General features: G+C 64.9%; 13 protein-coding genes and 1 pseudogene. 2 read left to right on the top strand and 12 right to left on the bottom strand.

The window, feature by feature from the left end; all coding sequences use genetic code 11:
• Positions 1-576: ABC transporter substrate-binding protein (locus I71_RS29125; RefSeq protein WP_042702589.1), on the top strand; the 576-nt coding region annotated here is incomplete at its 5' end.
• A gap of 64 nt (positions 577-640) precedes the next feature.
• Here the strand turns inward: I71_RS29125 and I71_RS29120 are convergent.
• The 11 genes from I71_RS29120 to I71_RS40735 form a co-directional block, all read right to left on the bottom strand.
• The gene (locus I71_RS29120; protein WP_042702579.1) at positions 641-1,675 is read right to left on the bottom strand and encodes an ABC transporter substrate-binding protein; all 1,035 of its coding nucleotides are present in this window, start codon (positions 1,673-1,675) and stop codon (positions 641-643) included.
• A 52-nt stretch (positions 1,676-1,727) separates the two neighbouring features.
• Positions 1,728-2,615, bottom strand: coding sequence for an ABC transporter permease (locus tag I71_RS29115; RefSeq protein ID WP_244434128.1), 888 nt, complete (start codon positions 2,613-2,615; stop codon positions 1,728-1,730).
• Between the two features lie 8 nt (positions 2,616-2,623).
• A complete protein-coding gene (locus tag I71_RS29110; protein WP_042702576.1) occupies positions 2,624-3,448 on the bottom strand; it encodes an ABC transporter ATP-binding protein in 825 nt (274 codons plus the stop codon).
• A 128-nt stretch (positions 3,449-3,576) separates the two neighbouring features.
• The gene (locus tag I71_RS29105) at positions 3,577-4,266 is read right to left on the bottom strand and encodes a TetR/AcrR family transcriptional regulator (RefSeq protein ID WP_042702573.1); all 690 of its coding nucleotides are present in this window, start codon (positions 4,264-4,266) and stop codon (positions 3,577-3,579) included.
• Between the two features lie 122 nt (positions 4,267-4,388).
• Positions 4,389-5,408: a TRAP transporter substrate-binding protein gene (locus I71_RS29100; RefSeq protein WP_042702570.1), complete on the bottom strand. Its 1,020-nt coding sequence runs from the start codon at positions 5,406-5,408 to the stop codon at positions 4,389-4,391.
• A 51-nt stretch (positions 5,409-5,459) separates the two neighbouring features.
• Positions 5,460-6,740 carry a TRAP transporter large permease subunit gene (locus I71_RS29095; RefSeq protein ID WP_042702566.1) on the bottom strand — a complete coding sequence of 427 codons (1,281 nt, stop codon included), beginning with the start codon at positions 6,738-6,740 and terminating at the stop codon, positions 5,460-5,462.
• A 12-nt stretch (positions 6,741-6,752) separates the two neighbouring features.
• The gene (locus I71_RS29090) at positions 6,753-7,382 is read right to left on the bottom strand and encodes a TRAP transporter small permease (protein ID WP_042702563.1); all 630 of its coding nucleotides are present in this window, start codon (positions 7,380-7,382) and stop codon (positions 6,753-6,755) included.
• Between the two features lie 58 nt (positions 7,383-7,440).
• On the bottom strand, positions 7,441-8,343 hold the full coding sequence (locus tag I71_RS29085; protein ID WP_042702560.1) for a shikimate dehydrogenase: 903 nt from the start codon (positions 8,341-8,343) through the stop codon (positions 7,441-7,443).
• Positions 8,340-8,789 (bottom strand): type II 3-dehydroquinate dehydratase, encoded by a 450-nt coding sequence (gene aroQ, locus I71_RS29080; RefSeq protein WP_042702558.1) that lies wholly within the window; start codon positions 8,787-8,789, stop codon positions 8,340-8,342. Before aroQ ends, I71_RS29085 begins: the two co-directional genes overlap by 4 nt.
• A gap of 43 nt (positions 8,790-8,832) precedes the next feature.
• On the bottom strand, positions 8,833-10,062 hold the full coding sequence (locus tag I71_RS40740) for a 4-hydroxyphenylpyruvate dioxygenase family protein (protein ID WP_280109928.1): 1,230 nt from the start codon (positions 10,060-10,062) through the stop codon (positions 8,833-8,835).
• A gap of 4 nt (positions 10,063-10,066) precedes the next feature.
• Positions 10,067-10,762, bottom strand: coding sequence for a sugar phosphate isomerase/epimerase (locus I71_RS40735; RefSeq protein ID WP_280109927.1), 696 nt, complete (start codon positions 10,760-10,762; stop codon positions 10,067-10,069).
• Between the two features lie 279 nt (positions 10,763-11,041).
• Between I71_RS40735 and I71_RS36540 the strand changes: the two are divergent.
• A pseudogene (locus I71_RS36540) lies at positions 11,042-11,282 on the top strand (hypothetical protein); the annotation flags it as partial.
• A gap of 141 nt (positions 11,283-11,423) precedes the next feature.
• Here the strand turns inward: I71_RS36540 and I71_RS29070 are convergent.
• On the bottom strand, positions 11,424-12,709 hold a 1,286-nt coding region (locus I71_RS29070), incomplete at its 5' end, for an MFS transporter (protein WP_049976392.1).

Here is a 12,709-nt window from a genome sequence, read left to right as displayed (position 1 = left end):
CACAGGGAGCGCTACCGCAACCGGGTTGTGACCTACGACGTCGAGGAGAGCGGCATCGGCTATCTGTTCGCGACGCAGGACTCCGTGCTGACCAGCCAGTTCTGGCAGCTCGCCGATGCGCTCGGCGAGAACCAGGCGCGGCAGATGTGCTGCACGTCCGACATGGTGGAGTCCATCGCGCGCGGTGAAAGCCTGATCGGCTACAATCTGCTGGGATCCTACGCACGGGAGCGGCAGCTCCATGGCGCCCATATCGGCATCGTCCTGCCGTCGGACTACACGCTGGTGATGACGCGCGTCGCCCTGATCCCCCAGCGGGCGAGCGCCCCCGATCTCGCCGGACGCTTCATCGATTACCTGCTGTCGGAGCGTGGGCAGGCGGTGGTCGCCACCAGGACGGCCTTCTACTCCATCCAGCCGACGGTCGGCGGCCCGATGTCGGCGACCCATCTGCAGGAGGAGATGCGCGGCCCGACGCAACGGATCGGTCTCGGTCCCGCCCTGCTGGTCTTCATGGATCATCTGAAGCGCGCCCGCTTCCTCCAGCAATGGAAGGCGTTCCTGCATCAACCGTGACGGCAAAAAAGAGGCCCGGGGATGACCCGGGCCAGTTCGTGCCGATGCGGGAGCGGCTGAGCGGTCAGCTTCCGGGTAGGGAATGGACGTTGGCGATGAACAGATCCTGCCAGGTCGCCGGCTTGGTCTTGATCGAGCCGACCCGGCCCATGAAGTTGGCGAACTGCATCACGCCGTTGGGCGTGGTCGAGAATTTGGTGTCCGGATCCTTGATCATCCGCTCGACCTCGTCGGCCGACAGCTTGGCCTTGGCGGACTGGACATAGATGGTGGCGGCGCGTGCCGGTTCGTCGGCGATCAGCTTGTCGGCCTCCTCCAGCGCCGCGACGAAGGCGGCGGTCAGCTTCGGGTTGGCGTCGATGAAGCGCTTGGGCGCATAGACCAGATCGAGCGAGATGTTGCCAAGCACATCGACCGAGTTCATCACCCGATGCACCTGGGGGTTTTCCAGTTCCATGAAGGAATAGGGCGGCGAGCCGAGATGGCTGTTCACCTCGGTCTTGCCGGAGACGAGCGCCGTATAGGCCTCCGGGTGCGGCAGGCCGACCGTCATCGGATCGAGCTTGGCATAATTGTCGTCGCCGAACTCCTTGGCGACGGCCATTTGCAGCACGACCGCGGACAGCGAGGTCTTGATGCCCGGCAGGGCGATCTTGTCCTTCGCAGTGAAGTCCTTCAGCGACTTGATGTTCGGGTTGTTGGTGTTCAGGTACAGCGAGGTGGCGCTCAGCCCGGCCAGCCCGGTGACCTCCAGCTTCGCGTTGCCCTTCACCTTCGACCACAGCGTCAGGAAGCCGGGCACGCCGATGGCGGCGATGTCGAGATTGCCGGAGATCATGGCGTCGTTGATGACGTTGCCGCCGTCCAGCTCCAGCCAGCCGACCTTGACGTCGCCGAGCCCGGCCGCCTTGGCCTGCTTCTCCAGGAGCTTTTCATGCTCCATGACGATCATCGGCAGATAGAGGATGCCGTACCCCTTGGAGATGTGGACCTCCGAGGTCTCGGCGCGGACGGGGCCGGCCACCAGCGCCCCGGATGCCAGAGCGACGAGCGCCGTCGCCACGACACCGGCCCGGCGCAGGGTCGCAAATGCAGTCATGATGGGTCCTCCCCCTGGGAATTTATGCTGTTGGGAATCTTTGCTGTTCGGATCAGTGCTGCATGCCCCAGCGGCGGATGGTGCGCCGCTCGATGGTGGCGAAGACGCCGTTCTCGACGATCAGGCCGATCAGGATCACGGTGAACAGGCCGGCGAAGACGTTGGCCGTTTCCAGCTGGTTGCGGTTCTCGAAGATGTACCAGCCGAGGCCGCCGGAACCGGAGCTGACGCCGAACACCAGTTCCGCCGCGATCAGCGTGCGCCAGGCGAAGGCCCAGCCCACCTTCAGGCCGGTCAGGATCGACGGGAAGGCCGCCGGGATCAGGATGTGGCGGACCAGCCCCAGGCCGTTCAGCCCGTAATTGCGGCCGACCATGCGCAACGTGTTGGAGACGGAGCGGAAACCGGCATGGGTGTTGAGCGCGATGGCCCACAGCACCGAATGGACCAGCACGAAGATCACGCTGCCCGACCCCAGCCCGAACCAGATCAGCGCCAGCGGCAGCAGGGCGATGGCCGGCAACGGGTTCAGCATGGAGGTCATCGTCTCCAAGAGGTCGGTGCCGATCTGCGAGCCGATGGCGACGGTGGTCAGCAAAGCCGCAAGCAGGATGCCCATGGCATAGCCGATCACCAGCGTCTGCAGCGAGACCAGCGTGCGCGCCGGGATGATGCCGTTGCCCAGATCCGTGGTGAAGGCCTGCAGCATCGCCGAGAAGGGCGGGAACAGCAGCGGGTTGTCGAGCCAGCGGCCATAGACTTCCCAGATCACGGCGAGCACCAGCAGGATCAGCCCCTTGCGCAGCAGCGGGACGCGGTACAGCCGCTCCCACGCGCTCAAGGGCTTTTCGACATCGGCGATGACGGTCGAACGGGACACGTCCCGGACGATCTCCGGGCGGTCTACGAGAATGGATTGCATGGTGGACTGCATGGTCATGGCGGGCCTCAGTGGACGAACAGCATGTCGTTGATGCGGGCTTCCAGTTCCGCCTGGGCGGCGGTGCCGAGCTGCTCCGGCGGGATGCTGTTCAGTTCGGCCTTCACCTGTCCCGGGTGCGGCGACAGCAACAGGATGCGGGTGCCGACGCGGATCGCCTCCTCTATGGAGTGCGTCACGAACAGCACGGTGAATTTGGTGTCGTCCCAAAGGCGCAGCAGTTCGTCCTGCATGCGGCGGCGGGTCAGGGCATCGAGCGCGGCATAAGGCTCATCCATCAGCAGGACGTCCGGCTCCATCGCCATGCCGCGGGCGATGGCGACACGCTGCTTCATGCCGCCGGACAGCGTGTGCGGGAAACTGTGCGCAAACTTCGCCAGACCGACCTTGTTGATGTAATGGTCGGTCCGCTCCGCCGCCTCGGCGCCCTTGGCGCGGCCGCTGGTGGTCAGCGCGAACAGCACATTCTCGCGCACGCTTTTCCAGGGCAGCAGCTGGTCGAATTCCTGGAACACCATCATGCGGTCGGGACCGGGGCGGGTCACCTCATGCCCGTTCAGGCGGATCGCGCCCTCCACCGGCTCCAGATAACCGCCGATCGCCTTCAGCAGGGTCGATTTCCCGCAGCCCGACGGGCCGAGCAGGACGTAACGGTCCGATTTGAAAACCTGGAAATCGACCCGGTAGGTGGCCGTCACCAGATGATCCGTCGTCTTGTACTGCAAGGTGACGCCGGACACTTCCAGCAAGGGGCTGGCCGGGACCGCAGCCGCCACCGGGTCGACGGGTGCGCCCGCAATGGTGGAACGGACGGTCGGCGACGTCCTGTTCATCGTTTCCTCCCACATGTGTCATGTTGCTCAGGCCGCCGATTGCGGGGCTTGCTGACAATATGCGGGGAAAATCTGACAGGGTCCTGACGGCCCCCGGCGTCGGGACGATATCTAAAGGATTTTGGGCCTCAGCCGCCCACCGCCTCGGTTTTGAGCAGGCTGACGATGGCATCGGCGATCATCCGCTTGTGGCGGCTGCGGGTATCGTCGGCGGCAAGATTCTGATGGAAGATGAGGTTGAAGGTGTGGCGGTTCGACACCCGGAAGAAGCAGAAGGCACTGATCATCATATGGAGGTCGATGGGCTGGATGTCGGCCTTGAACACCCCCGCCAGACGGCCGCGCTCCAGGATGCGGGCCAACGTGTCGATGACCGTGATGTTCAGGTTGGCGATGGCCTTCGACTTCTTCATATGTTCGGCGCGGTGGATGTTCTCGATGCTCACAAGCCGGATGAAGTCCTCGTGCTGCTCCTGATAGTCGAAGGTGAAGTCGATCAGGGCGCGGATTGCCGTTTCCGGCTCCAGATCCTGGAGGTTCAGGCGGTTCTCGATGGCCCGGATGTCGCCATAGACCTTCTCCAGCACGGCAAGATACAGCTCCTCCTTGCCGCCGAAGTAATAGTAGATCATGCGCTTGGTGGTGCGGGTACGCGCGGCGATGGCATCGACCCGGCCGCCGCTGAAGCCCAGCGAGGCGAACTCCTCCGTCGCCACCTCAAGGATGTCCTGGCGGGTGCCTTCCGGATCGTTCTTGCGGCTTGGCTTGGCCCCTGGATTGGCCTTTCGGATGATACCGGTCGCGTCGTCCGCCGTCATGCCCTGTCCCATGGTCTCGCGGCGCGGGAGGCGCCTTCAACGGAGGTAATGGACGAACGGGATAAAAACCTCAATGCCGGAGTGGTGGAGCGCACACAGGCGCTCCACCACCGGCTTCTCCGTCAGTTCGAGGCGCGCTTCTTCTCGATGGTCGCATAGGCCTGGGTGACCAGCGCCTCGCCGATCTCGGCCTTGTACTTGTCGACCACCGGCTTGACCTTCTCGCGGATCTTGGCGAGTTCGTCGGCCGGCAGTTCGTCGATGGTCATGCCCTTGGCCTTCAGCGACGCCAGCGCGTCGGCCTCCTGTTCGCGCGACAGCTTGCGCTGGAAGACGGTGGCCTCGGCCGCCGCACTCTGGAACAGCGCCTTCTCATCGGCGTTCAGCGTGTCCCAGAACTTCTTGGAGATGATCAGCGACTGCGGATTGTAGATGTGCCGCGTGATCGTCATGTATTTCTGGACTTCGTTGAACTTGGTCAGCTCGATGGTCTTGGCCGGGTTCTCCTGCCCGTCGACAGTGCCGGTTTCAAGCGCGCTGTAGAGTTCGGGGAAGGCCAGCGGCACCGGGTTGGCGCCCAGCGCCTTGAAGATGTCGATGTAGATCGGCGTCTGGATGACGCGGATCTTCAGGCCGGCGATGTCGGCGGCGGTCTTCACCGGCCGGCGGTTGTTGGTCAGGTTGCGGAAACCGAGATCCCAGAAACCGAGGCCCACCAGCCCCTTCTCCGGCAGCTTCGCCATCAGCTGCTCGCCCACCGGGCCGTCCAGCAGGGCATCGGCCTCCGACGCGCTGTTGAACAGGAAGGGCAGGTCGACCAGGGCGAATTCCTTGGCCTGGGAAACCAGGATGCCGGCATTCATCACCGACATCTCGATGATCCCGCCCTGCATCGCCGACACGGTCTGCACGTCGCCACCCAGCGTGCCGCCGGGGAACAGCTTCACCTTGATCTTGCCGCCGCTCTTCGCCTCGACGATGTCGGCGAATTTCTGGGCGCCCTGGCCCTGCGGATGTTCCTTGACGTTCTGGAAGGCGAATTTGACCGAACGCTCCTTGTATTCCGCAGCGGTGGCGGCACCGGCGAACAGCAGGCCGGGCAACAGCAGGCCGGCGAGCAGGGACTTCATGCGCGTCTTCATAACGTTTCCTCCGTGTATTCTTCTTTAAAAGGGCAGGGGATCGGTGAGGGTTCAGTGGCTGAGCCAGGCGGCCGGAACCATGACCAAGGACGGGAAGAGGGTGAAAAGAAGCAGGGTGATCAGCTGCACCATCAGGAAGGGCCAGACTCCTCGGACCACCTCCTGCATCTTGACCTTGGAAACGCCGCAGACGACGTTCAGCACGGTGCCAACCGGCGGTGTGATCAGGCCGATGGCGCAGTTGATGATGAACAACACGCCGAAATAGACGGGATCGATGCCGGCCTGCTTGCACACCGGAACCAAGATCGGCGTCAGGATCAGAATGGTCGGCGTCATGTCCATCGAGGTACCGATCGCCACCACCAGCGCCATCATCGCCAGCATCAGCAGGGTCGGGCTGTCCATCAGCGGAGCAAGCAGGTCGGTCACCATGCCCGGCAGGTTGGCCACCGTGATCAACCAGGACGACACCAGCGCCGCGGCGACTAGGAACATGACGACGCTGGTCGTCTTCGCCGCTCCGAGCAGCGCCGGATAGATGTCGGCGACCGACATCTCGCGATAGACGCAGACAGCGACGAACAGCGAATAGACGGCGGCGACCACGGCGGCCTCGGTCGGGGTGAAGACGCCGAACTTCAGCCCGACGATGATGATCACCGGCAGCATCAGCGCCCACACGCCTTCGCGCAGGATCGCCAGCACCTCGCGCAGGGAGCGGCGGGGCGGCGGGACGAGGTTCTCCTTGCGCGACACGTACCACCAGGCGCCGCACAGGCCGACGGCCAGCAGGATGCCGGGGAAGATGCCGGCCAGGAACAGCTTGGTGACCGAGACATTGCCGGCGACGCCGTAGATGACGAAGCCGATGGAGGGCGGGATGATCGGCGCGATGATGGCGCTGGCGGAGACCAGACCGGCCGACCGGTTGCGGTCATGGCCGGCCGCCACCATCATCGGCACCAGCAGGGTGGCGAGTGCGGCCGCATCCGCCACGGCGGAGCCTGACAGGCTGGCCATAACCGTCGCCGCCAGGATGGTGACGTAGCCGAGACCGCCGCGGATATGGCCGACCATCGCCATGGCGAGGTTGACGATGCGCTTGGCGAGCCCGCCGGTGTTCATGATCTCGCCGGCCAGCATGAAGAAGGGTACGGCCATCAGGGGAAAGCTGTCGGCGCCGTTGATCAGGTTCTGCGCCACGATCTGCGCATCGAACAGATCGAGCTGGATCATCAGCGCCACGCCGCACAGCAGCAGGGCATAGGCGATGGGCATGCCGATGGCCATGGCGCCCAGCAGGGAGCCGAGGAAGATGGTGATGGTCATGGTCGGGCGTCCTCAGCGGCTGGAGGCGGTGCGGGGAGGCAGCGTCAAAGCCTCCGCCCGGTGGGTGCCCCCCTGGTTGGTAGCCTGATGGGTCCGGTGACCGCCGGTGTGAGCACCATGGGCGGTGGCTTCCGGCAGATCCTCCGATTCCGAGACCATCACGAGATCGGCGTCCGAGATCCTGCCGGTCAGCAGCAGATACATCTCGTGCAGCAGGATGGCGCCGGTCGACAGGCCGAACACCACGCCGATGCCGTACAGCAGCCCCATCGACAGGCCGGTGGCCGGCGCCTGTGCGTCCCAATTGATCACGGTCTGGGTCCAGCTGCCCTGCAGCACCAGCCAGGTAACCCAAAGCATCAGGCCGCAGCTGACCACGGCGCAGGCCATCTTGCCGCTCCGCGGCAGGCGGGCCACCAGCGCATCGACGCCGAGATGCGCCCGTTCGCGCAGGCCCAGGATGGCGCCGAGGAAGCACATCCAGACAAAGAACAGGCGCGACATCTCCTCCGACACCGTGATGCCGCTGTTGAAGGCATAGCGCAACACGACATTGCCGAACACCAGCACCACCATGCCGGCCATGCACAGCGCCATCAGGATCTTGATGAGGGTGAAATAAGCCTCGACCAGCTGTCTCATGCGGTCCTCCCGGTGCCGGCAGTCCCGCCGGCTTATCTTGTATCGATTGGAGCCAGTATCAGGCGGTAGGCGGTGCCGCGTCCATCGACGCGAAGTGCGCACGGATGCGTTCGGCATCGGGGGAAACCCCAGTGAACAGCCGGAAGGCGTCCACCGCCTGGAACACCGCCATGCCGCCGCCGTCCAGCGTCCGGCAGCCGATGGCCCGCGCCGTCCGCAGCAATTCGGTCTCCAGCGGGAAATAGACGATCTCCGCCACCCACAGCCGCGGGTGCAGCATGTCTGCCGGCAGCGGCAGGCCGGGGAACTTCGCCATGCCGGTGGGCGTGGCATGGATCAGCCCATCCGCCGCTGTGACCGCGGTGCGCAGACCATCCCGGCCGACAACGGCCGCAGCCCGCCCGGCCCCGAAACGGGCGTTCAACTGATCGGCCAGCAACAGCGCCCGTGCCGGATCGGCGTCGAAGATGTCGAGCCGGCCGGCGCCGAGATGGAAGGCGGCATGGCCGACCGCCGCCCCCGCCCCGCCGGCCCCCAGCAGGACCACCCGGTCCATCGGCACGGTGCCGAGGCCGCGGCGGAAGCCCTCGGCGAAGCCGGAGCAGTCGGTGTTATGACCGATCCGGCGGCCGTCCTTCAACACGACGGTGTTGACCGCCCCGATGGCCCGGGCGTCGTCCGACAGCTCGTCCAGCAGCGGGATGATCGCCTGCTTGCAGGGGTAGGTGACGTTGAGGCCGGTGTAGCCCATGCGCTCGGCACCCGTCAGCAGGTCCGGCAGGGCGTCGGGGCCTAGTCCGAGGCGGTCGAGGTCGATCAGCCGGTAGATGCAGCGCAGGCCGAGTGCATCGGCTTCCCGCTCGTGCATCGCCGGGGTCCGGGATGCCTGGATGCCGGCACCGATCAGCCCGACCAGGATGGAGTTTCCGGCTACCGAGGCCGGCCGTGCGATGGCGTTCATTTCGTGGCGCTTTCGAGCAGCCGGGCCATGCGCTGGAGGGCCAGCGTGTAACCCTGGGTGCCGAAGCCGCAGATCACACCGGCCGCGACACGCGACACATAGGAGAAATGGCGGAATTCCTCGCGCCGGTGGATGTTGGAGATATGGACCTCCAGGATGGGAAAGGCGCAGGCCGACAGCGCGTCCATCAGCGAGACAGAGGTGTGGGTCAGGCCGGCCGGGTTGATGACCAGCCCGTCGACCGTTTCGCGCGCCTCATGGATCCAGTCGATCAGCACATGCTCGGCGTTGGACTGGCGGAAATCGACGGCAAGGCCCAGCGTCTCGCCGGTGCGGCGGCAGTCGGCCTCGACATCGGCCAGCGTCTCGTGGCCGTAGATGTGCGGCTCGCGCTTGCCCAGCAGATTCAGGTTGGGTCCGTTCAGGACCAGGATGGGGCGGCTCATGGTTGGGGCGTCTCCAAGCAAACGCACGGTTTCGTTGGGTGTCTCAGTCGAGATAGAGTTCGGGCCGGGCGCCTTCGCGCAGCTGGGCCTGCACAGCCATGCGAACGGCGGCATTCACCGCGCCGAACTGCCGGTAGCCGCCACGCCGCTCCACCATTTCAAAGAAGAAGCGATCGTCGAAACTGTCGGTGTAGGCGTGCAGGAATTCACCCTGCTCGTCGCGGTCATACAGCAGTTCGCGCTCCTTCAGAGCCGCCAGCATCGCGTCGTCCAGCGGATGCTTGACCGCGAGGTCGTCGTAATAGTTGGCGGGGATCGGCAGGAAGGGAGCCCCGGCGGCAAGACGGTCCTTCACCAGCCTGTCGGCGTCCGCCGTGGCGAATGCGATGTGATGGACTCCGGCACCGGAGGTGGCGCTGACGAAACGTCCGGTGGCGGTCCGCCGGCTTTCCGAGATATTCAGCGGCAGCCGCACGCCATGGCCGGGATCCGCATCGGGGCTGACCAGCGCCCGGCTGCGGATCAGGCCGTAGGGGTCGGGCAATTCCCACAGGCTTTCCGGCACGAAGCCGAACACGGTGCGGTAGAACAGCACGAAGCTGTCCATCCGGCCGAAGGGCAATGCCTGGGCGACATGGTCGATGCCCAACAAGGGGATGGGCGGGGACGGGGTGTCCGACGTCCGCCCTGCCGGTTCCTCGGCGAAGAGGTGGAAGTCGTCTTCCCAGATGCTGCGGCGGGCATCCTTGTCGTCGACCAGATAGATCAACGTGCCGTCGGGCGCCCGCAGCGCCGGGATCCGGCGTTCTCCGTCGCCGACCCGCTCGCGCCACAGCACACAGCGCAGGGCTTCGGCACGGGCGACGGTGCGGGCGGCATCGTCCACCGTGAAGGCCATGGCGCACACCGACGGACCATGCATCTGGAAATGCTCGGATGCTGCGGAGTCTTCCTCGCTGTTCAGCACCAGATTGACGCCGCCCTGCCGATAGAGATCGACATCCTTGGAGCGGTGGCGCCCGGCATGCCGGAAGCCCAGGCTGCCGAGCAGGGTGGACAGCTTTTCCCGCGCCGCTGCGTCGACGGCGAATTCCAGGAACTCCACACCGCGGCAGACCGGCGCCGCCGGCAGGCCGGGACCGAAGCCCGCCTCGGCCTCGTCATGGATCAGCGAGGGCAGCCCTTCGAGGGCGTTCTGCCGGGCAGGAGCGGCGCGGAATTCGTCGTTGAAGATCTCCAGCGACAGCGGACCGCGATACCCCGATGCCAGCACCGCCTCAAGGAATCGGTGAACCGGGCAATTGGCCCTGGCCGGGGAAATTGCGGAAATGACGGCTCCAGGACAGCACGTCCATCGACAGCTTCGGCGCATCCGCCAACTGCATGAAGAAGATGCGGTCACCCGGCAGATCGGCGATGCCGGACGGATCGTCGCCCAGGGCAAGCGTATGGAAGCTGTCGACGATCAACCCCAGCGCCGGATGGTCGGCACGCTGCACGATGTCCCAGGCCTGGCGCCATCGATTGACATGCTTGCCCCAGGCCAGCGCCTCATAGCCGACACGGAGGTTCCGGCGTTGCGCCCGCTCCGCCATTTCGGCGAGATCGGCGGCGGCCCGGCCCGGGTCGCCGATGGCGGCGGACTGGACATTGGAGCAGACCAGGACGAGGTCGGTTCCCAATTCCTGCATCACGTCGAACTTGCGTTCGGCACGGTCGAGGTTGCGGGCGCGGATCGGGTCGGGCATCGCCTCGAAATCGCGGAAAGGCTGGAAAATGGTGATCTCCAGCCCCAGACCCTCGGCGATGCGGCGGACGTCGGCCGGAGAACCGTCGAAGGTCAACAGGTCGTTCTCGAAAATCTCGACGCCGTCAAAGCCGATGGCCGCCGCCGCCTCAAGCTTCTCCGGCAGGGTGCCGCTCAGCGAGACGGTGGCGATCGACTTTTTGAAGGTGAGGGCGCTGGACGGCATGGGAGCCCTTTCGGCAGCGGCATGGTTCGTAGGCACCAACAAACGTACCAGTTCGTACATTTTGACGCAAGACGCTTTGTTTGCCGATGATTTGTGCATTTAACAAGAGAGCGTGTGGAGATTAATTTTCCATAATATATATTATGCGTTTTGCCTTTGTACGCGGGGTAGGTTCTGTTCTGAAGTGCAACTTTCTTGTAATCACAGGGCTTTACGGGACGTGAGCGCTGGTGGGTGAGCATTATTCGCAGATCGATTTCGCTGAGCGCCGCCGCGTCCAGGATATTTGACTACAGGACGCCAGCCGAAGTCTTTGCGGCCAATCTGGCGGCTTCGAAGATCGGGCGGTGAATACCAGCTACGCCTGAGCGCCATGAGAGGCCGTGAAACCAGCAGACCTCCCCTGCCCCGCCGCTCGCACCGGTGGGTCCACAGGCTTGATCCGCCATCGCGATGGAGGCGCGCGGATCAAGCCTATGGACTACCGGTACGAGCTCTCCTCTCCCAACATGATGGCTAAAAAGATGGGCACCCGATCAACAAAAACATGTTGTCGCACTTCAGCTTGATTCCGCGCGCAAAGCCAAAATGTCAGCCCCTCGCAACATGGAAGTGTCAGTCTTCCCTCCGAATTGCGCGGAGTACGCTTACCTTGGGTGCGTCACGGCTTCGGGGCTGGTCGCAACAGGGCGATCAGCAGCAGGCCCCCGGCGATGAACCACGCGATCACGAGGAAGCCGTCGATGTAGGCCAGCACATAGGCCTGCTTGCGCACCGCCGTCGACAGCAGCGACAGGGCCTGCTGCGTCGCCTCCTCGTTGCCGGTGGAGCGAGCGGCGACCCGAGCCACGGTTCCCGCGAGCCGGCGGACGGTGTCGGTGTCGCCCGACACCACGTCGGACGCCAGCCGGAAGCTGTGGAACTGCTCGCGCACGCGGACGAAGGTCTGCATGAAGGCGGCTCCCAGTTCGCCGCCCAGCAGCCTCGATGTCTGCACCAGCGCGCCAAGCGCCAGGATGTGGGCCTGGGACAGGTTCTTGATGTTGAAGAAGATCAGCGAGGTCATGGCGAAGGACTGGCCGAAGGCCTGCAGCATCTGCGATGGCAGGAAGTCGGCGCCGATCCAGTCGGCCGTCAGGTGGGAGGCCAGCCAGCAGGCGATTCCCACCGCGGCGAATCCCACCGCCATCACCACCCGCGGATCGGCATGGCGCAGCAGCGTGCCGACCAGTGGCGCGAGCAGGAATTGTGGAATCGCGATCAGCAGAAGCGTATCCCCCACCTCCAGCGCCCGGTAATTGTTCACCGTGATGAGATATTGCGGAACGAGGTAGGCAGTCGACAGCATCACCAGCCGCAGCAGCACCAGCAGCAGGCAGAGAAGCGGAATGTTGCCACGGAACAGCGCGCTGAAGGTGATCCAGGGTTTCGCGCAGGTCAGCTCCTGTACGACGAACGCTGCGACAAGCACTGCCCCGCCCAGGAAAAGCCCGGTGATCAGCCCGGAATTGAACCAGTCCAGCCGGTTGCCCTGGTCGAGCGCGGCATAAAGCAGCGCGAAGCCGACGCTCGCATAGGCGATCCCCCACCAGTCCCCATCCTTCAGCAGGTCGCGGCGCACCGGTTCGGCCGGCATGCCGACATGGACACACAGCGCCATCAGAGGCGCCAGCAAAGCCGTGTCCCAGAACAGCCAGCGCCAGTCGAGAGTCTCGATCACCCAGCCTTCGATGGAGGCGGAGAAGTTCAGCGACAACTCGACATTCATCGCATAGATGGCGATGCCGTAGACCAGATACCGGGGCGGCAGGTTGCNGACGATGAAGCCGATGGTCAGCGGGATGAAGGTCCCCGACGACAGGCCGGCCAGCACCTGGAAGGTCAGAACGCCGCTCAGCGTGCCGGTCAGCGGCAAGGGCAGCGTCGCCAGCCCATAGGTGAGGGAGG

Origin of the sequence: Azospirillum sp. B506, from assembly GCF_000333595.1 — a bacterium.
Taxonomy (GTDB): domain Bacteria; phylum Pseudomonadota; class Alphaproteobacteria; order Azospirillales; family Azospirillaceae; genus Azospirillum.
The sequence above is the reverse complement of the archived record's forward strand: the minus strand, read 5'-3'. Positions and strand labels throughout refer to the sequence as shown.